Origin of the sequence: Bradyrhizobium uaiense (assembly GCF_010811875.1) — a bacterium.
In the GTDB taxonomy this organism is placed as follows: domain Bacteria; phylum Pseudomonadota; class Alphaproteobacteria; order Rhizobiales; family Xanthobacteraceae; genus Bradyrhizobium; species Bradyrhizobium uaiense.
The window spans coordinates 1-26,852 of sequence record NZ_VKHP01000039.1 but is presented as its reverse complement, the minus strand read 5'-3'; the positions used below and the strand labels follow the sequence as shown (position 1 = coordinate 26,852).

At 64.8% G+C, this 26,852-nt stretch carries 26 protein-coding genes; 8 read left to right on the top strand and 18 right to left on the bottom strand.

Translation table 11 applies throughout. The features are described from left to right. Positions 1-4 precede the first annotated feature (4 nt). From FNJ47_RS12425 to FNJ47_RS12415, 3 genes are all read left to right on the top strand, one after another. Positions 5-1,657 carry an MFS transporter gene (locus FNJ47_RS12425; RefSeq protein ID WP_175068369.1) on the top strand — a complete coding sequence of 551 codons (1,653 nt, stop codon included), beginning with the start codon at positions 5-7 and terminating at the stop codon, positions 1,655-1,657. A gap of 24 nt (positions 1,658-1,681) precedes the next feature. After that, the gene (locus FNJ47_RS12420; RefSeq protein WP_163153369.1) at positions 1,682-2,245 is read left to right on the top strand and encodes an HdeD family acid-resistance protein; all 564 of its coding nucleotides are present in this window, start codon (positions 1,682-1,684) and stop codon (positions 2,243-2,245) included. Positions 2,246-2,343: 98 nt separating this feature from the next. After that, positions 2,344-3,714: a metal-dependent hydrolase family protein gene (locus FNJ47_RS12415; protein ID WP_163153367.1), complete on the top strand. Its 1,371-nt coding sequence runs from the start codon at positions 2,344-2,346 to the stop codon at positions 3,712-3,714. A 49-nt stretch (positions 3,715-3,763) separates the two neighbouring features. Here the strand turns inward: FNJ47_RS12415 and FNJ47_RS12410 are convergent, their stop codons facing one another. The 10 genes from FNJ47_RS12410 to FNJ47_RS12365 form a co-directional block, all read right to left on the bottom strand. Beyond that, on the bottom strand, positions 3,764-6,445 hold the full coding sequence (locus FNJ47_RS12410; RefSeq protein ID WP_163153365.1) for a PAS domain S-box protein: 2,682 nt from the start codon (positions 6,443-6,445) through the stop codon (positions 3,764-3,766). 290 nt (positions 6,446-6,735) lie between these two features. Beyond that, the gene (locus FNJ47_RS12405; protein WP_163153412.1) at positions 6,736-7,617 is read right to left on the bottom strand and encodes a DMT family transporter; all 882 of its coding nucleotides are present in this window, start codon (positions 7,615-7,617) and stop codon (positions 6,736-6,738) included. Positions 7,618-7,652: 35 nt separating this feature from the next. Further along, the gene (locus FNJ47_RS12400) at positions 7,653-8,597 is read right to left on the bottom strand and encodes an alpha/beta fold hydrolase (protein ID WP_163153363.1); all 945 of its coding nucleotides are present in this window, start codon (positions 8,595-8,597) and stop codon (positions 7,653-7,655) included. A gap of 118 nt (positions 8,598-8,715) precedes the next feature. Beyond that, complete coding sequence (locus FNJ47_RS12395; RefSeq protein WP_163153361.1) at positions 8,716-9,516, bottom strand: NUDIX hydrolase; 801 nt, start codon at positions 9,514-9,516, stop codon at positions 8,716-8,718. Positions 9,517-9,519: 3 nt separating this feature from the next. Further along, positions 9,520-10,476, bottom strand: a complete 957-nt coding sequence (locus tag FNJ47_RS12390; RefSeq protein WP_163153359.1) for a dihydrodipicolinate synthase family protein — start codon at positions 10,474-10,476, stop codon at positions 9,520-9,522. Positions 10,477-10,575: 99 nt separating this feature from the next. Continuing rightward, on the bottom strand, positions 10,576-11,457 hold the full coding sequence (locus FNJ47_RS12385) for an SDR family oxidoreductase (RefSeq protein ID WP_163153357.1): 882 nt from the start codon (positions 11,455-11,457) through the stop codon (positions 10,576-10,578). Positions 11,458-11,641: 184 nt separating this feature from the next. Continuing rightward, positions 11,642-12,502, bottom strand: a complete 861-nt coding sequence (locus tag FNJ47_RS12380; RefSeq protein ID WP_163153355.1) for a MaoC family dehydratase — start codon at positions 12,500-12,502, stop codon at positions 11,642-11,644. Between the two features lie 198 nt (positions 12,503-12,700). Next, the gene (locus tag FNJ47_RS12375; protein WP_106318237.1) at positions 12,701-13,090 is read right to left on the bottom strand and encodes a Zn-ribbon domain-containing OB-fold protein; all 390 of its coding nucleotides are present in this window, start codon (positions 13,088-13,090) and stop codon (positions 12,701-12,703) included. Continuing rightward, the gene (locus tag FNJ47_RS12370; protein WP_163153354.1) at positions 13,090-14,247 is read right to left on the bottom strand and encodes a thiolase domain-containing protein; all 1,158 of its coding nucleotides are present in this window, start codon (positions 14,245-14,247) and stop codon (positions 13,090-13,092) included. The genes FNJ47_RS12375 and FNJ47_RS12370 overlap by 1 nt, the downstream gene beginning before the upstream one ends. 268 nt (positions 14,248-14,515) lie before the next feature. Continuing rightward, positions 14,516-18,010 (bottom strand): indolepyruvate ferredoxin oxidoreductase family protein, encoded by a 3,495-nt coding sequence (locus FNJ47_RS12365; protein WP_163153352.1) that lies wholly within the window; start codon positions 18,008-18,010, stop codon positions 14,516-14,518. Positions 18,011-18,253: 243 nt separating this feature from the next. On the opposite strand from FNJ47_RS12365, the gene FNJ47_RS12360 reads away from it, so the two are divergent. Next, positions 18,254-19,477 carry a c-type cytochrome gene (locus FNJ47_RS12360; RefSeq protein ID WP_163153350.1) on the top strand — a complete coding sequence of 408 codons (1,224 nt, stop codon included), beginning with the start codon at positions 18,254-18,256 and terminating at the stop codon, positions 19,475-19,477. Positions 19,478-19,481: 4 nt separating this feature from the next. Here FNJ47_RS12360 and FNJ47_RS12355 read toward each other — a convergent pair whose 3' ends face one another. Continuing rightward, the gene (locus FNJ47_RS12355) at positions 19,482-20,123 is read right to left on the bottom strand and encodes a trimeric intracellular cation channel family protein (protein ID WP_163153348.1); all 642 of its coding nucleotides are present in this window, start codon (positions 20,121-20,123) and stop codon (positions 19,482-19,484) included. Between the two features lie 183 nt (positions 20,124-20,306). Between FNJ47_RS12355 and FNJ47_RS12350 the strand changes: the two genes are divergently transcribed. Next, complete coding sequence (locus FNJ47_RS12350; RefSeq protein ID WP_163153346.1) at positions 20,307-20,741, top strand: hypothetical protein; 435 nt, start codon at positions 20,307-20,309, stop codon at positions 20,739-20,741. Positions 20,742-20,799: 58 nt separating this feature from the next. Here FNJ47_RS12350 and FNJ47_RS12345 read toward each other — a convergent pair whose 3' ends face one another. Genes FNJ47_RS12345 through FNJ47_RS12335 form a run of 3 tightly spaced genes read right to left on the bottom strand, consistent with a single transcriptional unit; the run spans position 20,800 to position 22,364 of the window. Continuing rightward, entirely contained in the window at positions 20,800-21,618 is an 819-nt protein-coding gene (locus tag FNJ47_RS12345) for an isocitrate lyase/PEP mutase family protein (protein ID WP_163153344.1), read from the bottom strand. 56 nt (positions 21,619-21,674) lie between these two features. After that, positions 21,675-22,025 (bottom strand): antibiotic biosynthesis monooxygenase family protein, encoded by a 351-nt coding sequence (locus FNJ47_RS12340; RefSeq protein WP_163153343.1) that lies wholly within the window; start codon positions 22,023-22,025, stop codon positions 21,675-21,677. A 30-nt stretch (positions 22,026-22,055) separates the two neighbouring features. Continuing rightward, the gene (locus FNJ47_RS12335; protein WP_163153342.1) at positions 22,056-22,364 is read right to left on the bottom strand and encodes an NIPSNAP family protein; all 309 of its coding nucleotides are present in this window, start codon (positions 22,362-22,364) and stop codon (positions 22,056-22,058) included. Positions 22,365-22,522: 158 nt separating this feature from the next. Here FNJ47_RS12335 and FNJ47_RS12330 point away from each other — a divergent pair, with 158 nt between their 5' ends. Then, the gene (locus tag FNJ47_RS12330) at positions 22,523-23,218 is read left to right on the top strand and encodes an ArsR/SmtB family transcription factor (RefSeq protein ID WP_165445658.1); all 696 of its coding nucleotides are present in this window, start codon (positions 22,523-22,525) and stop codon (positions 23,216-23,218) included. A 317-nt stretch (positions 23,219-23,535) separates the two neighbouring features. After that, on the top strand, positions 23,536-23,805 hold the full coding sequence (locus FNJ47_RS12325) for a GCG_CRPN prefix-to-repeats domain-containing protein (protein WP_163153341.1): 270 nt from the start codon (positions 23,536-23,538) through the stop codon (positions 23,803-23,805). Between the two features lie 70 nt (positions 23,806-23,875). Here the strand turns inward: FNJ47_RS12325 and FNJ47_RS12320 are convergent, their stop codons facing one another. Beyond that, a complete protein-coding gene (locus tag FNJ47_RS12320; RefSeq protein ID WP_163153340.1) occupies positions 23,876-24,175 on the bottom strand; it encodes a twin-arginine translocation signal domain-containing protein in 300 nt (99 codons plus the stop codon). A gap of 242 nt (positions 24,176-24,417) precedes the next feature. On the opposite strand from FNJ47_RS12320, the gene FNJ47_RS12315 reads away from it, so the two are divergent. Further along, a complete protein-coding gene (locus FNJ47_RS12315; protein ID WP_163153339.1) occupies positions 24,418-24,768 on the top strand; it encodes a cupin domain-containing protein in 351 nt (116 codons plus the stop codon). 768 nt (positions 24,769-25,536) lie between these two features. Here FNJ47_RS12315 and FNJ47_RS12310 read toward each other — a convergent pair. From FNJ47_RS12310 to FNJ47_RS12300, 3 genes are all read right to left on the bottom strand, one after another. Then, positions 25,537-26,073 (bottom strand): GNAT family N-acetyltransferase, encoded by a 537-nt coding sequence (locus FNJ47_RS12310; protein ID WP_163153338.1) that lies wholly within the window; start codon positions 26,071-26,073, stop codon positions 25,537-25,539. Positions 26,074-26,099: 26 nt separating this feature from the next. After that, positions 26,100-26,447 (bottom strand): hypothetical protein, encoded by a 348-nt coding sequence (locus FNJ47_RS12305; RefSeq protein WP_163153337.1) that lies wholly within the window; start codon positions 26,445-26,447, stop codon positions 26,100-26,102. Positions 26,448-26,552: 105 nt separating this feature from the next. Continuing rightward, positions 26,553-26,852: carboxyl transferase domain-containing protein (locus tag FNJ47_RS12300; RefSeq protein WP_283811237.1), on the bottom strand; the 300-nt coding region annotated here is incomplete at its 5' end.

The following is a 26,852-nucleotide window of genomic DNA, read 5'->3' as shown; positions in this document are numbered from 1 at the left end:
TGCGATGGCAACACAAACAATGTCGTTCGACGGCGTCCACCACGAAGAGCGGGCATCATGGGTTCCGATGATCGCGATCGCGCTTGGTCAGATGATCATGTCGTACAATGTTGCATCGTTGCCTGTCGCCTTGGGGGGAATGGTGGCGAGCTTCGGCGTGCCGCCGACCACGGTGGCGACCGGGATCGTGGCCTACTCCATGCTTGTGGCGGGGTTCGTCATGCTTGGCGCGAAGCTCGCCCAAAGGTTCGGGGCTGTGCAGGTATTCCGTATCGCGGTGGTGCTCTTCCTCGTATCGCAGCTCGCGATGACGTTCAGCCCGACGGCCGCCGTCATGATTTCCGCGCAGGCGCTTTGCGGGGCCGCGGGCGCGGTGATCGTGCCGTCGCTGGTCGCCCTGATCGCCGAGAACTATGCCGGACGCCAGCAGGCGACCGCCCTTGGTGCGCTCGGCTCGGCGCGCGCCGCGGCGGGCGTGCTGGCGTTCGTTATCGGCGGCGTATTCGGAACCTATATCGGGTGGCGCCCGGCGTTCGGGATCCTGATCGCGGCTTCGGCGATCGTCTTCGTCCTCAGCTTCCGCCTGAGGGCCGACCGCGGCCGCCCGGACGTCCAGATCGATCTGGTCGGCGTCGCCCTTGCCGCAAGTGCGATCATTCTCATCAGCTTCGGATTCAACAATCTCAACCGTTGGGGGTTGGCGCTCGCCACGCCGAACGCGCCGTTCGATCTGTTGGGCGTTTCGCCGGCACCGATCATGATCGTGCTCGGCGTCGTTCTCGGGCAGGCCTTCCTGAGTTGGACGCGCCGGCAGCAGGCCGCGGGGAAGACGCCGCTGCTGGCGCTGGAGGTGATCGAATCGCCCGAAGAGCGCTGTGCAGTCTATGCGCTGTTCGCAGTGGTCGCGCTGGAGGCGGCGCTGAACTTCACGGTGCCGCTTTACATCCAGATCGTGCAGGGACGTTCGCCGATCGCGACCGCAATCGCGATGATGCCGTTCAACCTCACGGTCTTCTTCTCGGCGATGCTCATCGTCAATGTCTACGACAGGCTGACACCGCGCCAGATCGGCCGCTTCGGCTTTGCGCTCTGCACCGTTGCGCTCCTCTGGCTCGCATTCGTCGTGCGCAACGACTGGAGCGAGGTTCCCGTGCTGTTTGGCCTCATCCTGTTCGGGATCGGCCAGGGCTCCCTGGTGACGCTGCTGTTCAACGTCCTGGTGACGGCCTCGCCCAAGGCACTGGCCGGCGATGTCGGGTCATTGCGCGGAACCACGCAAAACCTGGCGGCCGCCGTCGGCACCGCGGTCGCCGGCGCTCTTCTCGTGGGTCTCCTGAGCACGATCGCCCTCGGCAAGATCACGGCAAGCCCGGTGCTGACCAAGGAGCTGCAGAGCCAGGTTGATCTCAACAACATCACCTTCGTCAGCAATGACCGGCTGCGCAGCGTGCTCGAAGGCACAAGCGGCACGCCGCAGCAGGTCGAGGAAGCCATTCGGGTCAACACCGAAGCCCGGCTGCGGGCCCTGAAGATCGGGCTGTTGATCATGGCCGGCCTAGCCCTGCTGGCGGTCATTCCAGCCGGACATTTGCCGAACTATCGGCCGGGAGAGATTCCGGACGACGACGCGGCAGAGAAGCGCGAGCGAGCGGCCTGACCGGAGGTCCGCGAGGAGGACGCCATGACGACCTATGACAACAGTTCGACGGCGGGCCTGACGGGCCTGCCGACACCGCCTTTGTGGGCGCGTATTCTGCTCGGGATCGCGATGATCGCCGCAGGCCTCCTGGTGCTTGGGGATATCGTGTTCTTCACCGTCGTCAGCGCGATCTTCATCGGCTGGACAGCGATCTTCGCCGGCGGCTTCGAGATCGTGCACGCCTTCTGGACCAAGGGATGGGGAGGCTTCGTGTGGCAGCTGCTGCTCGGCGCCCTTTATGTTGCAGCCGGCATCGTCCTCCTGAGCCAGCCGGTGACCGGCGCGTTGATCCTGACCTATGTGCTCGGCCTGATGCTGCTCGTCTCGGGCTTCGTCCGCGTGCTGATCGGCATCGGCCATCGGCAACAGGCCGGCTGGATCATGATGGCGTCAGGGGCGTTCGGCATCCTGGCCGGCCTGATCATCCTGACGGGATTTCCGGCAACGGGGCTGTGGGTGCTCGGAATGCTGCTGGGCATCGACCTCCTCTCCCACGGCATCGGATGGTTGACCTACGCCTGGCTGCCCGCCGCCAGACCCGCGTAACGGCCGACCAATTCATCAACGTGTGACACACCGGACCGCCCCTCCTTCACAGGAAGAAGGCGGAATAGACGCCGGTATTGCGACAGCGGAGATCGGATATGTCAGGTTTAAGAATTCCGGGTGGACTCGTCAGAGCTTTCGCGCTGCTCGCCGCGATCGGAACCAGTCTCGGCGTCGGGCCTGCCGCGCAGGCGCAACAGGACTCCGCGATCCTGTTCCGGAACGTTCGCATTTTCGACGGAAAGAACAGCGCGCTCTCCGCGCCGTCCAACGTTCTCGTCAGGAACAACAAGATCGAGAAGATTTCGGCTGCGGCGATCACAGCCGATGCTCAGGTGATCGAGGGCGGCGAACGCGTCCTGATGCCCGGGCTGATCGACGCACATTGGCATACGATGCTGGTGCGCCCGACGCCGACGTCTGCGATCGCCGGCGACGTCGGCTACAACAATCTGCTGGCGGCCGCCGAAGCGACGGACACGCTGATGCGGGGCTTCACCACCGTTCGCGACATGGGCGGACCGACCTTTGGGCTCAAGCGAGCCATCGACGAGGATCTCGTGGCCGGTCCACGTATCTATCCATCCGGCGCGGTGATCTCGATCACCGGCGGCCATGGCGATTTCCGGCAATTGTCCGATCTGCCACGCACGATCGGCGGCATGCTCAGCCGTATGGAAAAAATCGGCGGCAGCATGATTGCGGACAGTCCGGACGAGGTTCGCGTGCGGGCACGTGAGCAACTCATGCAAGGGGCCTCACAGGTCAAGCTCACCGCCGGCGGTGGCGTTGCATCGCCATTCAGTCCGATCGACGTCTCCACGTTCACCGAGCCCGAGCTGCGCGCCGCCGTCGAAGCGGCCACGAACTGGGGTACCTATGTCGCCACGCATGCCTACACGTCGGTTGCAATCCAGCGGTCGATCGCGGCCGGTGTCAGGTGCATCGAGCACGGGCACCTGATGGACGACGCGACGGCCCGACTGATGGCCGAGAAAGGAATCTGGCTGAGCACGCAACCCTTTCTCGATCTGACCGGCGCAAGCGGCCTTGGGCCCGCGGAGCAGGAGAAGCTGCGGCAAGTGGTTACCGGAACCGACCGGGTCTATGCGCTGGCCAAGAAATACGGACTCAAGACCGCGTTCGGCACCGACATCCTGTTCTCGAAGGCGCTGGCGGACCGGCAAGGCGCGATGTTGGCCAGCCTCACTCGCTGGTATACGCCGGCCGAGGCATTGATCATGGCAACATCGACGAATGCCGAGCTTCTGACTCTATCCGGCCTGCGAAATCCATATCCCGGCAAGCTCGGCGTCGTGGAGGAAGGGGCTCTGGCCGACCTGCTGCTCGTCGACGGCAATCCGATCGACAACATCAAGCTGGTCGAAGATCCCGCGAAGAGCTTTGTGGTCATCATGAAGGGCGGAAAGGTCCACAAGAACCTGCTTGCCAACGAGACAAAGCGATAGACCACGGCTTGGATGATGGAGATTGGGCTCGGACGGACGCCGAGCCCGCCTACTCCGCGGCCTGCTCCAGCGGCGCGACCCTCGGCAGGATCATCTGGATCCGCGTGCCGTTGCCCGGCGCGGAATCGAGCGAGAGCCGTCCGCCGAGGCGGTTGGTGACGATGCTATAGACGATATGCAGGCCGAGCCCGGTGCCGCCTTGATCGCGCCGCGTCGTGAAGAACGGGTCGAAGGCGCGGCGGCGGACATCGATGCTCATGCCGCAGCCGTTGTCGGCGAAGATCACCTCGACATTGTCGCCGCCGGACGCGTGAACCTGGATCTCGACCTCGCCGGCCTTGCCGTCCGGAAACGCATGCGCGACTGCGTTGAGGAACAGATTGGTCAGCACCTGGCCATACGGTCCGGGATAGGAATTCATGATCAGGTTCGGCTCGCAATCGACGTTGAGCGTCAGATTGTGCTTGCGCAGGCCGGGCCGCAGACTCATCACCACCTGCTCGGTGAGATCGCCGAGATCGAAGGTGCGCTGGTCCGAATAGTTGCGGTCGGCGGCGACCTGCTTGAACGACTGGATCAGCTCTGCGGCACGGTTGAGATTGGCGACCAGCTGCGACGAGGCATCGCGCGCGGTGTTGAGGAAGTCGTTGAGGCTCGAGCGCCTGAGGTCGCCGCGTTCGACCTGAGCGCCGAAAATCGCGGTCTTGCGCTCCAATGCGGACGCCACCGTCAGGCTGATGCCGACGGGGTTGTTGACCTCGTGGGCGACGCCGGCCACCAGACGGCCGAGGGCGGCGAGCTTCTCGGCCTCGATCAGCGAATTCTGGGTTTCCCGGAGATTGCGCAGCGCGGCCTCCGCGGAATCCCTCGCCTTGCGCATCTCCTGCTCAGAGCGCTTGCGGTCGCCGATATCGAGCGCGACGGTGACGATGTTCTCGATCTCACCCTGCGCGTCGAGGATCGGCAGCTTGTTGACCAGCCATTGCCGCATGTTGCCGGCGGCGTCCTTGTACTCTTCTTCATAGAAGCCAAGTTCGCGGCGCGCGGACAGGATGCGCTTGTCGTTCTCGTCGGTCTTGGCTGCGCCGTAGCGCGACATCAGCTCGGCGGTGGTCTGGCCGATCGCGTCCTGCGGCTCGATGCCGAAAATCCCCGCCATGTAGCGGTTCATCAGCACGTAGCGCAGGTTGCGCTCCTTGACGTTGATGACGGCGGGCACCGTGTCGATGACCATCTGCAACAGCCGCCGGCCTTCGGCGATCGCGTCTTCGGCGCGCTTCTGGTCGGTGATGTCGCGCACCGTGCCTTCGTAGCGGATCACCTCGCCCTCGTCGTTGCGCACGACGGTCGCCGAATCCGACAGCCACAGCGCCGTGCCGTCGCGCGAACGCACCTGATACTCGTAGTCGCGCACCGTGCCGTCCCGCTGCATGAGCTGCTGGTACTGCTCCCGCGCCGCCGGATCGACATAGACGGTGGTGGCGATGTCATCGATGCCCTTGATCAGGTCCTGTGGCGTGGCATAGCCCATCATCCGCGCCAGCGCCGGATTGGCGTTGAGCAACGCGCCGCCCGGCGTCGTGACGTAGATGCCGTCCACCGACGCCTCGAACAGCTTGTGGTAGCTCTCCTCGGCGAGCCGCTGCTCGGCGAGCGCACGCAACGCGGCCTCGCGCGCGCTGTCGGCGTCGACCAGGGTCTGGCGGAACACTTCGGCGGCGCGTGCGATGTCGCCGATCTCGTTGTCGAGATCGGCGCCGGGGATGAACGCGCTCTTCTCGCCACCCGCGACCTTGCGGATCGAGCCGGCGATCCTGGCGAGCGGACGGACGGTGCGTCGAACCACCAGCACCGAGGCGAACAGGCCGATCAACACACCCGCCGTGCCGAGCACGATGCTCTGCCATTTTGCTTCAGCCAGCGTCCGCGCAAAATCGCGCGACAGCACATGGCCGCGACGGGAGCTGAGCTCGCGCAACAACTCGGTGACCTTCTGGATCAGAAGGCCCTCCGCGCCGAGCACCTCGCGGTCGATGTCGGCGATCTGGCCCTCGCGCACCGAAATCGCGCTGATCGCCTCGGCATAATTGTCGACCGCGCTGCGCAGGGTCGGATCGGCGATGGTCATCGCCCGCATGCTTTGCGCGGCATGCTCGGCCGCGGACGTGTTGTGCGCCAGCAGCGCGGTGGCAATGCCGCTCTGTATCCGCGACAGCGTGTTGGCCAGCGCCGCATCGTTGCTCTCGGCGAGCGCCTTGTCGAAAGCGTCGCGCAGCGGCGGCAGCCCGGCGACAATCTCGGCGCGGCGGCTGAGCAGCGCCGAGATGCGCTCGATCCCGCTGCGATAGGTCGCCAGCCGCTGAGTGACGCCGTCGATCATATCCTGCTGCTCGGGCGCCAGCTCGATGCGGGTCTTTTTCAGGATCTCGCTCAGCGACTGGGCCGCCTGAGCGACCTGGGCCGACTGATTGCCGGGCTCGGTGACGAAGTCCCGCGCCGCCAACCTCAGCTCGTTGGTGCGACGGTCGATATCCTCGGCAATGTCGCCGACGCTTTGCAGCCGCTGCAGCTCGGCAAAGGTCGTATCGATGTGGCGAATCGCGATCACACTGGCCGTGGATGTGATAATGATCACAGCCAGCACCAGCAGGAAGCTGCCGAACGTGAGCTGGCCAATCGAGAGGGAGAACGCGCGCGGCGCTTGCGAATTCGGCGGCAATTCAGCGGTCATGTCATCGAGGCCGGGGTCCAATGCGCCCCAATATACGGGAAATTACGGGCGTTGGGGAAACATGCTGAAGGGCCCGGCCGGCGGTGTGACCGGTGTCACCCGGACGGGCCGCCGGTGACCGATTCCGGCACAGGCCGTCGGCCTCAGTCCGGCGGGATGCCGGCGTCCTGATGCTGTTCGGCGGACGAAACTTCGGGCCGCGGCGACCCTTCATGCGGGAATCGCCGTCGCGGCGACAACCTCAGGCGGCGGCGACCCTTCGCGCCGGAATCGTCATCGCGGCGATGACCTCAGGCGGTAGCGACCCGTCGCGCCGGAATCGTCATCGCGGCGACGCCGATCACGACACAGGCGAGCCCGATCCACGCGGTCGGGCTCAGCCGCTCGCCCAGAAAAGCGACGCTGAGCGCAACTCCGATCGGCACCCGCAGATAGGCCTGCGCGGTGGTGCCGACGGACCCGAGGGTCTGGATCAGGCGGAAGTAGATCACGAAGGCGATCGCGGTCGAGAACACCGCAAGCGCCAGCAATGCGGCGAGCGAGCTCGCCGACGGCGCTAGTGTCCAGGGCCGTTCGACGGCAAGGCTGAGGGGAATCAGCATCACAGCGCCCGCGATCAGCGAGCCGGCTGCCGGCGCCATCGGATCGAGCCCCTTGAAGCCGCGGCTGAAGATCGCGGCGCAGGCGTAACAGATGGTGGCGGCGACGATCGCGACCTCGGCCACGATCCCTTCCCCGAGATCACGGAATGCGTCGACGCCCACGATCAGACAGATCCCCGTCATACCGGCGATCACCCCGAACAGCTTCCGCGGGCTCGCGGCCTCGTGGCGGGTGATCGCGACGGTGAACAGGAAGGTGAAGATCGGCGAGGCCGAATTGAGGATGGTGGCGAGCCCGGCATCGACGAAGCGTTCGCCCCAGGCGATCAGCGTCCACGGGATCACGCTGTTGAGACAGGCCTGGAAGATGAAGCGCCGCCACGTCGCGCCATCGGTCGGCATCGTCACGCCGCGCATCCGCATGATGACGAGCAGCAAGACCCCCGCGATCGCGGTGCGCGCCGCGATCAGCGTGATCGGCGGGATGGTCGCGACGCCGAGCTTGATGAACGTGTAGGAGCCGCCCCAGAGCGTGGCGAGCGCGAGCAGCAGCGCCAGCTCGAAGGCCATATTGGGCTGGCGCGCGTCGCCAGTCTCGGCGCCCGTCACGACGCGCTCCCGGAAAGCCAGTCGGTGGCTGCCGCAAACAGCCCGTCACGCCCGTGCTCGAGATGCATCAGATGCGTCGCCTTGGGCACGACGACATCGGCCTTCCTGGTGGCGCCCAATGCATGTGTCAGCCAGGCTGCGTCAGCATCCAGACAAAGGTTGTCCCATTCACCGCGCACGATCAGCGTCGGAGCCACGACACGGCGCGGGTTGTAGGGGAACTGCCCTGACATCGCAGCAATGATGTCGGCCTGCGGCCCATTTGGAATCCGGACCGCCGGCGGGGTGCGTCCGGTCGCGCCGGCTTCGCTTGCCAGATAGGCCGGCCCCCACTCGGCGAGTTCGGGCTCGATCAGCACCGGCGGATGCGACTGCGGGACGTCCTCGACAAAGCGCTTCAACTGATCCGCGATGGTCACCTCGCTCCATGCACCGATGCTGTCGGGAAGTGGCAACCCCTCCCGCTCCCGCCGGACGATGGGCCCGAATAGCACGAGGCGGCCGACCGCATCCGGATGATGCCCGGCAAAGAAGCCGGCAGCCATCGTGCCCCATGAATGCGCGACGATATGAACCGGCGCGCCGGCACGTTGCTTGCGGATGTGATCCACCACCGCACCGACCTGAATGGCAGCTTCCGTCGCACGGCCGAGCGGTGCGATCCCGCTCGCGGGCATCGACATCTGCCGCGGTCTGCTCGAACCGCCGAAACCTATGAAATCAAAACCCCAGACGTCGAAGCCGCCGGCATTGAGATCGTCCGCCCAGGACCATCCGCCAAAGCGATAGCCGACAGACAGCGCCGACGGGAACGTCGCGCCGTGAACGTAAAGCACGGGATCGCCGGCACCCGGCCAGTGCCGCACCAGCAGCGTGTCATCGCTGCCGGGCAGCGTCAGATGGAATTCGCGAGATGTTGGGACGTCAGGGGATATTGCCACGTTGGCTCCTTATGCGCCGGGCGGTTGGCCCGACGCGGTGACCTTACGTGGTTATATCGGCGGTTCTGGTCGCGATACTTCGATGCTCGCCGAAGTCTGGTAGCGGTGACGGCCGGGCTCAGCCCATCGCACCGACGTCGAACACCTCGCCGTCGTAGCCGGCTTCCTTGGGGATGCGGAGCTGGCGGCCGGTTGCGGTCTTGGTCATCACCGGCATCACGGCGACGATCGATTTGCCCTTGCTGTCGGCGAGCGCGGCGCCGACGCTCGGCTGCTTGCCGAGCTTGATCAGGTTGCGCGTGGTCGGGAACGGCAGCTTGAAGCGGCCGGTCTCGCCGCCTTCGAGCGCTTCGCGCGTCGACACCCAGATCGAATCGGTCGATTCCTTGCCGTCATGCGCACCGAGTTGCTCGGGGGGCGCTGCGGCCAGGAAGAACCAGGTGTCGAAGCGCTTCGGCATGCCCTCCGGCGTGATCCAGTGCGCATAGGGCACGAGCTCGTCGAGCGCGAGCACCATGCCGTTGTCGGTCAGCACCTTGAGGAAGGTGATCTTGCCTTCGTTCAACGCCGCACGATGCGTGGTGGCGATCTCGTTCGCACGCCCGGCGTCGACCAGATCCTTCGAGCCCTGCGGCCGCGCCAGCAGGATGCCGCTCTCTTCGAAGGTTTCGCGGATCGCCGCGATGCGGAAACCGAGCGCGTCGCCGTCGAGCCCTTTCCCGCCCGAATAGAGCGCGGGATCGGCGGCGATCTCCTTGTCGTTCTTGTCGACGCTGCCGCCGGGAAACACCAGCGCCCCCGAATTGAACTCGATCTGGTGATGGCGAACCATCATGAAGACTTCGATCTCGCGTGACGATGCGCCGTCGCGCAGCAAGAGCACAGTTGAGGCAAGGCGCGGAGCAACGATCTCGGTCATTATTTAGCCTGCGGCGCTGGATTGTGGTTGCGGATTGGCACGGCGGTCAACGCGCGCCACACGGGAGAGCAGATAGTCGACCTCGGCCTTCGCCTGCGGCGTGATGACGGCACCCGGCTTGCGCTGGGCGCTGGAGGAGATGATGCCGCGCTTCTGCAGCACGTATTTGCGCACGGTGAGGCCAACGCCGGGCTGCTGCTCGTAGCGGATCAGCGGCAGATGCGCGTCGAACAGATCATGCGCGGCATCACGCTTGCCGGCCTTGGAGAGATTGACGACGTCGATCAGCAGCTCAGGGAAGGCATAGCCCGTCATCGCACCGTCGGCGCCGCGCTCCATCTCGAAATCGAGGAACAGGCCGCCATTGCCGACCAGGATCGACAGCGGCCGCAGTGAGCCGTCCTTCTGGAAATTGCGCAGGGTCGAGATCTTCTCCAGCCCCGGCCAGTCCTCGTGCTTGAGCATCACGCAGGACGGCGAATCCATCACGATCTTGCGGATCACGGCGGGCGTGAACACGACGGTCAGCGTCAGTGGGTAGTCCTGCAGCACCCAGGGAATATCGTCGCCGATCGCTTCCTGTGCCTGCTTGAAATAGCCAATGATCTGGTCGTCGGTGCGCAGATGCGGCGGCGGCGCGATCATGACGCCGGCGGCGCCCGCATCCATCGACTTCTTCGCCAGCGAGCGCATCGTGGCAAAGCCCGGCGCCGAGACGCCGACGATCACCTGCAGCTTCTTGGCGCGCTTGACGAAGCGCAACGCGACCTGCTCCGCCTCCGCGGCATCGAGCTTCGGCGCCTCGCCGAGGATGCCCAGCACCGTGACGCCGTCGCAGCCGACCTCGGTGTAGAAATCGGTCAGCCGATCGATCGATGCCTCGTCGATGCGGCCGTCGTCGTGGAACGGGGTCGGCGCGATCGCAAAGGTTCCTGCGGCCTGGGCGGTGAGTTTGGTCATGGGTGCCTCGTCTGTTTCCGCCCTCTATACAGCCTCATTTCCGGCTGCGCCATTGCGCATCCGGAAGCCCCTCCCTACCCCCGGTCGCGGGTCATCCATTTACTTGAACCGCCGCGCCGACTTCTTGATCTCCTCCTCGGAGAAGAAGATCTCGTTGGCGTGGGTGACGATATCCTCGGCCTTCCACCCGGTGAATGGCGGCGTCCAGCCTTCCATTTCCATCATCCGCATCTCGCGGACGCCGCGCGGACCCGAGACGCCGAGCACCTTGCCGGTCTGGTCACCGGAGAGGTCGCTGACCATGTAGAGCACGGCCGGCGCGATGCCATCAGGCCCGAGCGCCGCACCCGGGTTCTCCTTGTAGCGCGGCAGGTCCGCGGTCATGCGGGTCAGCGCGCCCGGCGCCAGGGTCCAGATCCGGATGTTGTACTTGCGGCCCTCGATCGCCAGCACGTTGGAGAGGCCCCAGATGCCACCCTTGGCCGCGCCGTAATTGGTCTGGCCGAAATTGCCGATCAGGCCCGAGGTCGACGACGTGTTGACGATGACGCCGCCGCCATTGTCGCGCATCCATTTGAACACCGGCTGGGTGCAGCAGAAGGTGCCCTTGAGATGCACCTTCATCACCCTGTCCCAGTTGGCTTCCTTAGCCTTGTGGAAGGTCTCGTCGAGCAGGATGCCGGCGTTGTTGACCAGGATGTCGGCGCGGCCGAAATGCTTGATGGCATCGTCGAACACCGACTGGCCGCCGGCCAAGGTCGAGATGTCGGCGCCGTTGGCGACCGCACGGCCGCCCTCGGCCTTGATTGCGTCGACCACCTTGTCGGCCATCGACTTGTCGGAGCCCGAGCCGTCGCGCGGGCCGCCGAGATCGTTGACCACCACGGCCGCGCCCTCGCGCGCAAACAGCTTCGCGTAGGCTTCACCGAGTCCGCCGCCTGCGCCCGTGATCAGCGCCACCTTGCCGTCGAGTAATCCCATGGTTGTTTCTCCGTTTATTGTTTCTTCTTCACCTCTCCCCGCTTGCGGGGAGAGGTCGGATCGCCCTTGCGATCCGGGTGAGGGGGTACAGGTCTCACCACAGTCACAGCTCGCGGTGAAGGCCCCTCACCCCACCCTCTCCCCGCAAGAGCGGGGCGAGGGAGATAACAGCCGTCGCGCGTGGCTACGCCAGCACTGTCTTGCCGCTCTTGATCACCGTAACGCCGCGCGACTTCACTTTGGCCTCGAACGACACCACGTTGCCGTCCTTCCACAGCTCCATGGTCACGGTCTCGCCGGGAAACACCGGCGAGGAGAACCGCGCTGCGTGCTGCTTGAAGGCTGAAGGATCGTAGTCGGCATAGGTCTGCAGCACGCCGCGGCAAGTGATGCCGTAGGTGCACATGCCGTGCAGGATCGGCCGCGGGAAGCCGGCCTTCTTGGCGAATTCCGGATCGGAGTGCAGCGGATTGCGGTCGCCGCAGAGACGGTAGATCAGCGCCTGGTCGGGCCGCGTCGTGATGTCGACCACCTTGTCCGGCGCCCGCTCCGGCACCTTGTGCGGCTCGGGCTGGCCGTCTGATGGTCCGCCGAAGCCGCCGTCGCCGCGGGCGAAGCGCGAGGCCACGAGCGTTGCGAGCTTTTCGCCCTTCTCGTCCCTGAGCACGGTCTGGTGACGGATCACCGCGCCCTTGTCCTTGCCCTTGTCGAACACGTCGAGCACGGTCGAGTCCGCGGTGATGTGGGCCGCGGTCGCAAACGGCTTGTGGAAGGTGATGTCGCGCTCGCCGTCGACCACCATCACACGGTTGAGGTTCATCTCGCCGGGACCGGCGCCCCAGGCCGCGACCGACGCGAATGTCGGCACCACCCTGAGCGGACGCGGCGTCAGCACGCCCTCGTTGACGAAGGCGAGCTCCTTCTCATCCATCGGATCGGCACCGAGGCCGATGCCATAGGCGTAGAGCATCACGTCGCGGTCGGTGTAGCTGTATTTCTGGCCGAGATTCTTCAGGGCCATCAGCTGTTCGTACACGATCGGCATTCGTTTTCTCCCCGAATTGTTCTTTCTTCACCGCTGCCCGCGATTGCGCCCCCTCCCCTTGCGGGAGAGGGCTACACTGGCATCAAACGCAAACTCGTTTGGGAGAGGGGTTGCCACCGCAAACACATCTCTCGCGGAGAGATACCCCTCTTCCGGCAGCTGCGCTGCCACCTTCCCCCGCAAGGGGGAAGGTACTTCTCAGGCCGGCGTGAAGAACGGCAGCGGGGCGCCGTCGGTCGGCTTCCACACGACCTTGACCTTCTGGCCGATCTTCACCGTTTCCAGATCGCAGTCGACGATGTTGGTCTGCAGCGATGGGCCTTCCTTCAGCGTCACATAGGCGATCGCATACGGACCGGTCGGCGACTTGCGCATCAGGCTGTAGGTGTAGACCGTGGCCTCGCCACTCGACTCTTCCCACACCGTCTTGTCGGAGAAGCAGAACGGGCAGATCGCGCGCGGGAAGTAATGCGCTTCCCCGCAGGTGGTGCAGCGCTTGATCATGAACTTGCCCGCCTTCGCCGCTTCCCAGAACGGCGCGCTCTCCGGATTGGTCACCGGGGCATTGTACTTCTTGGCTTCAGACATCACGCACGCTCCAGAATACAGGTTGAGGCGGCGTGGCGAACGCCGAGCAGACCGCCGGTGCCGTGGGCGATCGCGAGGTCGCAGTTCTTCACCTGCACCTTCGGATGCGCCTCGCCACGCAACTGGCGCACAGCCTCGAGGATCTTCGTCATGCCGCCGCGATTGACCGGATGGTTGCTGCACAGGCCGCCGCCATCGGTGTTGAACGGCAGCTTGCCGACTCCGGAGATCAGATTGCCGTCGGCGACGAACTTGCCGCCCTCGCCCTTCTTGCAGAAGCCGAGATCCTCGAGCTGCATCAGCACCGTGATGGTGAAGCTGTCATAGATCGAGGCGTACTTGATGTCCTTCGGCGTCACACCCGCTTCCTCGAAGGCGCGCGGGCCAGACCACACACCGGCGGAGTAAGTCAGATCGAGATCCTTGCCGCCGCGCGGACCCTTCGCCGCTTCGCCGTGACCGATCAGGCGCACCAGCGGCTTCTTCAGGCTCTTCGCAATTTCCGGCGTGGTGACGATCATCGCGCCGCCGCCGTCGGTGACGACACAGCAATCCATCCGGTGCAGCGGATCGGAGATCATCGGCGAGTTCAGCACGTCCTCGACGGTGACGACCTCCTTCAGCATCGCATGCGGATTGTATTGCGCATGGTGCGAGGCCGCGACCTTGATCCAGGCGAGTTGCTCGGAGGTGGTGCCGTAGTCGTGCATATGGCGCATGGCACACATGCCGTAGGCATTGTGCGTGGTAGCCCCGTAGGCCAATTCGAAATCGGCCTCGGCGCCGGACGCGCGCGGCGGCATCGGGCCGGTGCGCGGCTTGCCCGCCAGTGTGACCAGCGCGACCGAGCATTTGCCCGCGGCGATCGCCTCGGCGGCATGGCCGAGATGGATCAGATAGGAACAGCCACCGGTCTCGGTGGAGTCGATGTGGCGCAGCTTCTTGGTGTTGAGGCCGAGGTAATCGACCATCGGCCACAGCCCACCCGGCGCATCGCCGGCGCAGAAATAGCCGTCGATGTCGTCCTTGGTGAGCCCGGCATCCTCGATCGCGCCCTTGGCGACCTCGGCGTGAAGCTGTGCTGTTGATTTATCCGGTGCATGCCGGGTGGGATGTTCGTAGATCCCGGCAATGTAGGCCTTGCCCTTGATGGTCAAATCGCTCTCCGCTGGCGTTTTTCATCTCCAGCGTTTTTCTGAACCGACGACGCGACCTTGGCAAGCGCGGAAATATTCCGTCAGGCGAGACTGTGATGAGCGTGCACTATGCGCGCCTCAAAACCGGTGTCGTCCCGGCGAAAGCAGGGACCCATAACCACAGGGCTGTGTTGTTAGAACGCGCTATGGCCCCAGCGTCGCACAACAACGAACTTCGGTGGCTATGGGTCCCTGCTTTCGCCGGGACGACACCGAATGTGTGGCTACCCTACTCCGCCGCCATCTGTCGCGGCGCGGGCGGCGGGTTGGCGAGGTCGGCGGCGAGTTGCGCGTAGCGAACCTTTGCCTCCTTGATCGCCTTCTCCTTCACCGGCCCGTAGCCGCGGATACGATCGGGCAGCGACAGCAGTTCGACCGCGATGTCGTGATTGAGCGGCGACAGCAGGCTCAGCACCGTCGCGACGTCTTTCTCGTAGCCCGCGATCAGATCGCGCTCGAGCTTGCGGTCGGCGTTGTAGCCGAAGACGTCGAGCGGCGTGCCGCGCAGGACGCGGAAGCGCGCCAGCGTCCGGAAGACCGACATCATCCACGGCCCGAAGGCGCGCTTCTTCGGACGACCCTGCGCATCGAGCCCGCCACCGAGGATCGGCGGTGCCAGATTGAAGTTGAACTTGAACTCGCCCTCGAACTGGTCGCGCAGCTGCTTCTCGAAGCGGCCATCGGTGAACAGCCGCGCCACCTCATACTCGTCCTTGTAGGCCAGCAGCTTGGCGTAGTTGATCGCGACCGCGCGCGGCAGCGCCTCGCCGTAGCCGCCCTTGACTGCGGCGTCGCGGACCTGGTCGACCAGCTTGCGGTAGCGTTTTGCCAGACGCGCGTTCTGGTAGTCGGTCAAGAGCGCCATGCGATGGGTGATGATCTCGTCGAGCGACATCGCATCCAGCGACTTGACCGGGGCTGCGTCGCCATCCTGCCCCTTCATCATCGCGGCGAGCCGCGCCGGATCCGCGGCAGCGAGGCGCCCGAGCTGGAACGCCTGGGTGTTCATCTTGATCGAGACGCCGTTGACCTCGATCGCCTGCTGGATCGATTCCGCCGACAGCGGCAGCAACCCGCGCTGATAGGCAAAGCCCATCATCATGATGTTGGTGGCGATGCTATCGCCGAGCAGCGCTTCGGCCGGCTTGGTGAAGTCGAAGAAGGCGGAGTCCTTGCGCAGCTCGGTCTCCAGCACGCTGTTGACCTTGCGACTCTGGAAATTGAAGTCGCGGTTGAGGATGAAATCCGCGGTCGGGATGATGTGGCTGTTGATGACGCCGACGGTGCGGCTCGGGTCACACAGCGTGATAGTGTCCTTCGAGACCGCCACGACCTCGTCGGCCGCAAGCACAAGATCGGCGGTGCCGGTCACGATGCGCGAGCAGGTCACATCTGCCGTGTGCTCGGAGAGCCGGACGTGGCTGAGCACCGCGCCGCCCTTCTGCGCCAAACCCGACATGTCGAGGATCATCGAGGCCTTGCCCTCGATGTGAGCGGCCATGCCGAGCAGCGCGCCGATCGTCAAGACGCCAGTGCCGCCGACGCCGCCGACCGCGATATTGTAGGGCCGGTCGAGCGCGGGCTTCGAGGCCGGCTCCCGCAAGGCGCCGATATCGCCAAGTTCAGTCGGTGCCCGGCGCTTGAGCGTGCCGCCGTCGACCGTTACGAAGGACGGGCAAAAACCCTTCACGCAGGAATAGTCCTTGTTGCAGGTCGACTGGTTGATGGTGCGCTTGCGCCCCAATTCGGTCTCCAGCGGCTCGACCGAGATGCAGTTCGACTGTACCGAGCAGTCGCCGCAGCCTTCACAGACGGCGGGATTGATCAGCACGCGGCGCGCCGGGTCCTCCATCAGGCCGCGCTTGCGGCGACGGCGCTTTTCGGCGGCACAGGTCTGCACGAACACGATCGCCGAGGTGCCCTTGGTGTCACGGCACATCTTCTGGACGTTCTCGAGCTCGTCGCGATGGAACAGCTTGACGCCAGGCGCGATGGTGTCGGCCGGATAGGCACTGGGGTTCTCCGAGACCAGATAGATCTCGCGAATGCCTTCGGCGTGGAGCTGGAAGGTGATCTGTTGCGGCGACAGATCGCCGTCATGGCGCTGGCCGCCGGTCATCGCGACCGCGTCGTTATAGAGGATCTTGTAGGTGATGTTGGCCTTGGAGGCGATCGACTGTCGGATCGCCAGGATGCCGGAGTGGAAATAGGTGCCGTCGCCGAGATTGGCGAAGATGTGGTTCTCGTTGGTGAACGGCGCGATGCCGACCCACGGCACGCCCTCGCCGCCCATATGGGTGAAGGTCTCGGTCGAGCGGTTCATCCACAGCGCCATGAAATGGCAGCCGATGCCACCGAGCGCACGGCTGCCTTCCGGCACCTTGGTCGAGGTGTTATGCGGGCAGCCAGAGCAGAAATACGGCGTACGGCTGACCGGCGCCGTCGCCTGCATCTGGCTCGACTGGCGGCCGTTGAACCAGTCCGCCTTGGCGCGCAGCATCTCGGCGATTTCAGGGTTGAGATTAAGTCGAAGCAGCCGTTCGGTGAGCGAGCTCGCCAGCGAGGCGACGCTGAGCTCGGCGGCGAAGGTCAGGAAGCGCTTGTCGTGATCGTCCATCTTGCCGACGATGCGCGGACGCACGTCGTCGCGCCAGTTGAACAGCTCCTGCTTGACCTGGTTCTCGACGATCTCGCGGCGCTCCTCGACGATGAAGATCTCCTCGAGGCCGACGGCGAAGTTGCGCACACCTTCCGGCTCCAGCGGCCACGGCATGCCGATCTTGTAGAGCCGGATGCCGATCTTGGCGGCGATCTCGGGCGTGATGCCGAGCTCGCGCAGCGCCTGGCGAATGTCCTCGTAGCTCTTGCCCGAGGCCATGATGCCGTAGCGCGCGTTCGGCGAATCCATCGTGATGCGGTTGACCTTGTTGGCGCGGGCAAAGGCGATCGCGGCAAAGCCCTTGTAGTCCTGTAAGCGGCGGTCCTGCTCGAAACGGTCGTCGGGCCATCGGATGTTGAGCCCACCCGGCGGCAGCTCGAAATCGGTCGGGATGATGAACGGCGTCATCTCGTCGGTGAGGTCGATCTCGGCCGTGGTCTCGACCGTCTCGGTGATCACCTTCATGCCGACCCAGCAGCCCGAGTAGCGCGACATCGCGATACCCAGGAGGCCCATCTCGATCATTTCGTGGATGCTGGAGGGATAGAGGTAGGGCATCAGCGCGGAGATGAAGGCGTGGTCGGACTGATGCGGGACGGTGGAGGACTTTGCGCCATGGTCGTCGCCGGCAAGGCAGAGCACGCCGCCATGCTTGGCGGAGCCCGCCGCATTGCCGTGGCGGAACACATCGCCGCAGCGGTCGACGCCGGGGCCCTTGCCGTACCAGATGCCGACCGCGCCATCATATTTGGCGCCGGACGACAGGCCGAGCTGCTGCGAGCCCCAGATCGCGGTGGCCGCAAGATCCTCGTTCACGCCGGGCTGGAATTTGATGTTGTACTGCTCGAGATGCTTGCGGGCGGCGAACAGCTGCTGGTCGTAGCCGCCGAGCGGGGAACCGCGATAGCCGGAGATGAAGCCTGCCGTGTTGAGGCCCGCGGCGCGATCGCGTCTGATCTGCGCCATCGGCAGGCGGACCAGCGCCTGGATGCCGGTCATGAAGACGTGGCCGGTGCCCTGGGTGTATTTCTGGTCGAGGCTGATAGGCCCTTGGTTGATTCCCATTTAGCCCTCTTTGCGCTGGTCGCGACGGCTGGTTTTTAGCTAGTCATCCGAGCTTGTTAGAACCAGTCTATGTCGGATGTTCCGGCCTGCGCGACACAATTCTGGGCGACAAAGCCCGTCGCTCAAAAATCGCAATTTCGTGCCGGGAATATCGGAGCGCCGTTTCGGTTTCTGTCGCAAGACGGGCCTGCGGCGAAATGGCGTGACGCGTCCTGTGGACCGGAAGGTGCGGAAGGTGAATGGATGCGGCGACGACCTCGAACGGCCGGTGCGATTCTGGTCACAGCGCTGTTGTGCAGTGCGTTCGCGGCCGGCAAATGCGCCGCTGCGACGACCGACGACATCGTCGCCCGCGGCAAGGCACTCACGATCGCCGGGGACTGCGCGAGCTGCCACACCGCCGACCCGGCAAAACCCTTCGCCGGGGGCAAGCGGATCGACACGCCGTTCGGTGCGGTGTTTTCGCCGAACCTGACGCCCGACCGCGATACCGGCATCGGCGGCTGGAGCGACGACGATTTCCTCCGCGCGCTGCGGAGCGGCGTCTCGCCGAACGGGAAGCATTATTACCCGGCCTTCCCCTACCCTTACTTCACGAAGCTGATCCGCGACGACATCCTGGCGATCCGCGCCTACCTCACGACGCTTGCGCCGGTCAGCAACAGGGCGCCGCCGCCGCAGCTGCGCTGGCCGCTATGCTACCGCGTGCTGATGCGAGCCTGGAATGCGCTGTTCTTCACACCGGGCATCATCCAGCCGGACCAGAGCAAGGGTGCCGAATGGAATCGCGGCCGCTATCTGGTCGAGGCCCTCGCCCATTGCGGCGCCTGCCATACGCCGAAGAACGCATTCGGCGCCGACAAGCGCGACCAGGCGCTCAATGGCAGCATGGTCCAGGGCATGTTCGCGCCACGGCTCGACGGCGCCGCGCGCAGCGGGCTGAAGTCCTGGAGCGCGGACGACATCGCCGAATATCTGCAGAGCGGCCGCAACGGGCACAGCCATGCCGGCCCCCTGATGTCCGAGATGGTGGTCAACTCGACCTCGAAGATGAGTGACGCCGATGTGCGCGCGATCGCAGTCTATCTGAAGAGCCTGCCCGGCGCGCCGGAGCCTGCGGTCACGCCGCCTTCGCCGGCTCAGATGAGCAACGGCGAGCGCATCTATCGCGGCGCCTGCGTCGCCTGCCATGAACTCGACGGCTCCGGAGCGCCACGGATCTATCCGCCGCTGCCCGGCAACGCCAATCTGCAATCGGCCAATCCGGCGAGCACGCTGCGCATCATCCTCGACGGCGCACAGACCATCACCACACCGCGCGCGCCGAACGCAGGCTCGATGCCGGCCTATCCGAAACTCACCGACCAGGAGGTCGCCGACGTCGCGACCTATATCCGCAATTCCTGGGGCAATGCCGCGCCGGCCGTGACGGCCGATCAGGTCGCCAAAGCGCGGACAGCGCAATAGTCGGTCACTCCTCCTCGGCATTGAATACGAATTTCGGCATCTCCCATCGGTATCGGATCGCAAGCATCCGGAACGTCAGGCCGACGGCGAAGGTGAGCACGGTCCAGAGCTGGTCGTTCAAGTGCAGCCCGACGCCGGTCGCATAGAACAGCCCTGTCACCACCGAGACGCTGGCGTAGAGCTCGCTGCGAAACAGCAGCGGCACCTCGTTGCAGAGGATGTCGCGCAGCACGCCGCCGGCGCAGCCGGTGATCATGCCGGCGACGATCACGATCGGCAGCGAGGCGTCGACCTGCCAGGCCACGTCGCAGCCGGCCATGGTGAACACCACCAGCCCGATCGCATCGAGCACCAGGAAAGCGAGATTGAGCCTGACCACCAGCCGGGCCAGCAGGATGGTAGCGAAGGCGCCGGCGGCTGCGACCGCAAGGTAGATCGGGTGCTTGAACCACAGCAGCGGATAATGCCCGACCAGCACGTCGCGGATGGTGCCGCCGCCGAGCGCGGTGATCGCACCCAGCATGCAGACGCCGGCCCAATCCATGCTGCGCCGGCCCGCCGCCAGCGCCGCCGTCATCGACTGCGCCGCAACCGCGATGAACGAGAGCATGTTCAGCACCGAATCGGTGGGCGGCATGGTCCACATTGAAAACGCCTCATGGAACGGGTTCGGAACCCGGAATCGCCGGTTCCAGCATGAACAGGTTGCAACATTGGCGCGGAACATCCGAACGCGCCAGCCATTGTCCCCTGTGTTTAGCCGAGAGCGCTTAGCCTTGGCGTTTAGGCTTAGCGTTGAACCTTTGGGGGCAAACGGAGGAACTTTACGATGGCTTACAACCCTGACGATCCGTATCGCGCCAACCTGACCGAGGACGAGGTCCGCCGTCAGGCGCGCTTCAACAGCCTGGACAACGAGCTGCAGCCGGATCCGGAACTGCAGGAGGGGCCGGCCAGCGGCACAAAGATCGCGATGTTCGCAGTTGCGGTAGCCGTGGTGCTCGGCGCGCTGTTCTATGGGTTGAACAACACGTCGGTGCACGAGGCCGGCACGACCCCGTCGACCCAGACCGCGCAGCAGCAGCCGGCCAATCCGAATCCGGCCGCGCCACCCCCGGGCATGCGCGACGTGACGCCGAAGCCGAACAGTCAGCCCGGCGTGACCACGGGCGCGGCGCCGGCGCAACCGGCGAACCCGCCGTCTGACATGAACAAGTCCGACATGAACAAGCCGGCCGCCCCGCCGGCCGAGAATTCAAAGTAACAACGTCTGACCAGGCGCGAGCGGCGGGCCCATGTGGCCCGCCGCTTCTTTGTGAGGTCTACTTGAACATCTTGTTGAGCTCGCCACCGGGATAGCCGTTGGCGAATTCGGTGAAGGTGCCCTTCTCGGCCATCTCCCTCGCCGCCTTCATGACGCCGGTCCAGGCCATCCGCGCCAGCGCGCCGCCGACGCTGATCCGGCGCACGCCGAGATCGGCGACCGCCTGCAGCGTCAGCTCCGACGCGCCGCCGATCAGGAGATTGACCGGCTTCGGCGCCACCGCCTTCACCACCGCCGAGATCTCCTCCTTGGTCTTGATGCCGGGCGCATAGAGCACGTCGGCCCCGGCGTCCGAATAGGCCTGCAACCGCTCGATCACCAGATTGAGGTCCTGCTTGCCCCACAGAAACGCCTCGCAGCGGCCGGTGAGCAACACGCCGCTGTTGTCGGCATCGATTGCTTTGCGCGCCGCCCTGATGCGCTCGACCGCCAGCTTGTGCTCGAACAACGGATTGGCAGCGTCACCGGTGGAGTCCTCGATCGAGAGCCCGGCAACGCCGGTCTTGACGCCACGCGCGACATTGACCGCAACCTTGTCGGGCTCGACGGCAAAGCCGCCCTCGAAATCCGCATTGACGGGAATATCGACCCCTGCGCAGATCGCGGTCAGGTGATCGCAGACGTCATCGACGGTGACGCGGTTGTCGGCCTTGGCGATGGTCCAGGCGAAGCCCGCGCTGGTCGAGGCCAGCGCCTTGAAGCCGAGATGTTGCAAGGCGCGGGCGCTGCCGACATCGAACGGGTTCGGGATGATGAAGCATCCGCTCTCATGCAGCTTCTTGAAGGCTGTGCGTTTGTCAGCAGTTGGCAGTGGCATTGGTCGCTCCCTGATATCGTTGGCCGCGCACAGATAGGCACGCAGGCTTCACGGTGCTAGTGCGGTTCGTGCACCGCGCGGCTATCTTTCGGTGCCTGATCGCGTTCGTTCAAACCGTAATCCCTGATCACGCTAGCGACGCGCAGGCGATAGTCGTCAAAAATCCGCGCGCGGCCCTTGGCCTGGGTGCGCCGGTGCTCGACCGTGTTGCGCCAGGCTTCCACCGCGGCCTCATCGCGGAAGAATGACAGCGACACGAACTTGCCCTGCTCGGTGATGCTCTCGAACCGCTCGACCGAGATGAAGCCGTCGATCTCCTGCAGGATCGGCTTCAGCTCGGCGGCAAGGTCGAAATATTGCTGCCGGTACTCCGGCTTCGGCCAGACTTCGAAGATCACGGCGATCATGGGCGTCTCCGCATTTCTGATGTGGAGCGACTATAGCTCGACCTTGCGCAGAAATGTCCGCTCTTCGGCGAGGATGAAGCGGTTTTCTTCCGCGAAGTGGAAGTTCGCCATGCCCTCTTTGTCCTGGCGCAGCCGCGCGCGATAGGCCTCGTAGGCGGCGAGGCTCTCAAACGAGATCAGCGCGAAGGCGATGTTGTTGGTGCCCTCATGCGGCATCCAGTAGCCGAGCAGATCGCCGCCGCAGCGCGGGATGATCGAGAGCCAATTCCTCGAATACTCCTCGAACATCGCGCGCTTGAACGGATCGAGCTGGTAGCGGATGAAAACGGTGACGGTCATTGATGGCCTCCGATGAATGTATTCCGTCATTGCGGGCGTCAGCGAAGCAATCCACGCCTTGGCAAGTGGCACGATGGATCGCGTCGCTTCGCTCGCAATGACTGCAAGGTGGACACTACCCGCTTGCTCCACCTCGATGCTTCGGCTATCATCGAACTATGAAAGCAGGACCCGACATCTCCCGGATCGCCGCTTTGGTCGGGGATCCCGCACGCTGCAACATGCTGACCGCGCTGATGACCGGCCGCGCCCTGACTGCGAGCGAGCTGGCGCAGGAGGCCGGCATCACGCCGCAGACGGCGAGCTCGCATCTCGCCAAGCTCGAGGCCGGCGGGCTGATCGAGCCCGAGAAGCAAGGCCGCCACCGCTACTATCGCCTCTCTGACCCCGACGTCGCCGACGTGCTCGAAGGCCTGCAGGGCATTGCCGCCCGCGCCGGCCACATGCGCGTGCGCACCGGACCGAAGGATCCGGCGCTGCGCCACGCCCGCATCTGCTACGACCATCTCGCCGGCGATCTCGGCGTGCAGATGCTCGACAGCATGAGGCGGCAGAAGCTGGTGCGCCAGAGCAAGCAGGCGATCGAGCTCACCGGCGAAGGCAAGCGCTTCATGGCCGAGGAGTTGCAGATCGACGCCGACGCGCTGACGCATCCGCGCCGTCCGGTGTGCAAGGCCTGTCTCGACTGGAGCGAGCGGCGGCACCACCTCGCCGGCACGCTCGGCGCTGCCGTGATGGACCGCTTCACTGAGTTGAAATGGGCCGCGCGCGACGCGACGCCGGGCAGCCGCGTGGTCAATTTCTCGCGAACCGGCGAGAAGCGGTTCGCAGCGCTGTTCGGCGCGGACGAGTAAGATCGCGCGTTCAGGTCAGCCCTGGCGCGGTCATTCGCGAAGCTCCGGTCTCGCTTGTCTCGCTCTCCGATACATTTGGTGCCCTCGCCGCTGTGCGCTTCGTTCAACGCGCGCCTTGCGAAATATTCTGAAACAACGCTGAGCGTGCTTGCGACGCACTGACGCAGGTGTGATGCGCAACATTCATGTCGCATTCAGTCCGCACCACTATGGTCGACGACATCGGGCACGGCTTCTGCAATGATCCGGCCGGGCGAATCGGTAATCTCAAGCTTGTTGCGGAGCCGCAGCGCGCGGCCCATTAAGAAGGAGAAGTCATGAAGTATCTTTTTGCAGCAGCAGTTTTGCTGACGACCGCCTTCGCCGGCATCAGCGCTGCGGATGCCGCCGGTGGCTGCGGCCCCGGCTGGCACCGCGGCCCCTATGGCGGCTGCGTCAGGAACCGCGGCGCTGTCGTCGTCGCTCCGGGCGCCGTCGTCGTGGAGCGCCCTGTCGTCGTCGCACCCGGCCCGGTCGTGGTGGCGCCGCGCGTCCGCGCCTGCCCCTACGGATTCACGTGGCGCTACGGCCGTTGCCGCCCGATCTGATCGCGGTGCATTCCGAACAAACAAAACCCCGCTTCGCGCGGGGTTTTTCTTTTTCGACATGGAGTCGATATCACCAGCGGCGCCAGTGATGACGGCGCCAGTGACGGCGCCAATGACGGCGGCGCCAACCCCAATGCCTGTGGTGCCAACGCCGATGATACCAACCGTGATGCCAACGCACCTGCTCGGGCTTCAGGCGATCGACCTCATCGCCCGTGGTCACGGCCGGATGCGCATCGTTGGTCGCCGGCGAACGTGCATCCTGGTTGAGGGGAAGTGGTGCGAGCGGCGCCGCCTGGGCCGTTGCTGCGAACGTGGCTGCTCCGGCGGCGACACCGAAGGCCATCTTCAGAAAATCCCGGCGTTCCATGAGAGTTTCCCTTTGTTGCTGAGTTGGACCAACTGCCCCCTTGAGTTTTTTCGCCCCGACCTGAACGTTCGCTGAACCCCGCATTCACGTTTCGCGGAACTCGACGCCTCGCGGCGGCGTCCGCCACGGTGTGACGTCACGGCCTCCTCCGCGCGCATCGGTCATGCTCGTTCCGACCGTTTCATGGACTACCGAACGGGACTAGCATCTCGCATCATAAGAACAACCTCCGGGAGGCCGCCGTGAAGTCAGGACAACCCATCAAGGATGCCAGCCACCTCTACGAAGTCGAGCGCCGCGCCCAGCACGCCGCCCGCCCCGGCTTCCGCATCATGGAGCTACAACTCTCGCCGACCCAGAAAGTGCCGTGGCACACCCACAGCAACATCTCCGACACGTTCTATGTGCTGGAACGCCGGATGCGGCTGTTCCTGCAGGAACCGAAGGAGGAAGTGAACCTGAAGCCAGGCGAAGTCTACGCGGTACGCCCGACCCGCCCTCACCTCGTCACCAATGCCGGCACGACTTCGCTGACCTTCCTGATCCTGCAGGGCGTCGGCGAATACGACTACGTGCCGCTGGCGGGGAAGTAAGGAGCGCAACACTCTCTCCATCGTCGTCCCTGCGAAAGCCGCGACCAATAACCACAGGGTTGAGTTGCTGAGCACGCTGTGGCCCCAGCGTCGCGCAACGACATCGAGCGGTGGTTATTGGTCGCGGCTTTCGCAGGGACGACGTAGGGTGAGATTCCGATTCACATCTCAAACAGCGATGAGGATAAGCGTCCGCACTCTCGCGGCGCGTTTCGCCCGAGCTTTGCGTTTGGTTTCGCCACTCTGCGAGCAGAGGGCGCAGGGAAAGCCGGGTGCCGATCGCACCCATGGGCCCCGTGCAAATGGTTAGAAAGCACGGGGGTAGGACCACAGGTGTAACCGGAACAATCCGGCTTTCCCTGCGCGATGGCTTACGGCTTACTTCATGCTCTCCCCGGCGAGACTGGGCTTGGTTGTCACCGTCTTCACAACGCGCATCGCGCAATGCGAAAAGACACCGGCCGCTAGGGCGTCAGGACCACACGACTTCACCGTCCGCTTCATGCGCATTCGTCGACTGCGCATTCGGCGTCCACCGCATCTCACGCCGCGTTCGTGACGATCGCGAAGCGCCCCTCGATCGGGTGAGACGCACATATTGAACATCTGAGTTGGGTCCGGCGTCAAATTAAATTCTGAAAATCGGAACGAATTTGATTGTCGGCTCGTAGGGTGGGTGGAGCGAAGCGATACCCATCATTGGCGCAAGTCGATGGGTATCGCTTCGCTCCACACATCCTACAGGATGGAGTTACGCATCCGGGCAGATCAGCCACCCGGCCATCCCGGTGGCACGATCCAGACCAGCCCCCGCCACGGCTCGCCACGCGCCGTCAGCGTCGTGAAGTCACGCGCAGGATGGCGGACGAGACCGAGCCGCGCCATGACGGCCTGGGAGCGCGCGTTGTCCGGGCTGGTGTAGGACACGATCTCGCGCGGGCCGAAGTCATGAACGGCATGCAGCAGCGCGGCCCTCGCGCTCTCCGTCGCGTAGCCGTGTCCCCAGGCCATGCGCGTGAATCGCCAGCCGATCTCGAAATGCTTTCCGAGCGGATGATCTTCGGCCAATCGCGGCATCACGCCGGCATAGCCGAGGAACAGGCCGTCGACGGTCTCGACGGCCCATCGAGAGATGCCGTGGTCACGCTGCGCGGCAAGATATCGCGCGAATTTCTCGTCGCTCTCTGCCCGGCCGACGGGCCCGCCATAATCGGCCATGACCTCGGGATCGGCATGCATCGCCGCGAACGCGCCGCGATGGCGGTCGTGCCATTGATGAAGTCGAAGGCGTTGCGTTTCGATCATGCGCGTGCCCTCGCCCGCTCAAGCCCTCACATCAGCTTCAGCGGCGCATCATGCACCAGCCGAAGTTCGATGTTACCGATCAGCCGCGCGCGGCGCGCCTCTGCGGTGCTGATGGCAGCTTCGGTCTGCCGCAAGGTGCTGACATTCGATCCGAGCGACACGATGCCGCCGAGCACCAGCGCAATCGATCCAAGCGCCGCGGTCTGCCCGGCCCCGAACAGGCCGAGCAGCGCAATCAGCAACAACGCGAACCCACCGGCGATTGCCACCTTCGAGCCGAGGATGATCCGCCGGGATCGTTCAGCGCTCTCGGCCAGCTCCTCGATCTGCGCCTCGATCTCTGAAATCTCGTCGGTCGGCTCGTCTTCGGTCATCAGACTGAAACCTGTAGGGCGAGTTAGGCACAGCCGTAACCCGCCGCGGATCGTGCCGAACGAAGGTGGTTGGTTACACTTATGCTAACCCACCCTACGCTTCGGTCACAGCGGCAGATTGTCGTGCTTCTTCGCGGGGATCTCGACCTTCTTATCCCTGAGCATCGCCAGTGCGCGCGCAATCCGACGCCGTGTCGAATGCGGCATGATGACGTCGTCGATGTAGCCGCGCTCGGCGGCGATGAAGGGCGACAGGAAGCGGTCTTCGTATTCCTTGGTTCGCGCCGCGATCTTGTCGGGGTCGCCGATGTCGCTGCGGAAGATGATCTCCACCGCGCCCTTGGCGCCCATCACGGCGATCTGCGCGGTCGGCCAGGCGTAGTTCATGTCGGCGCCGATTTCCTT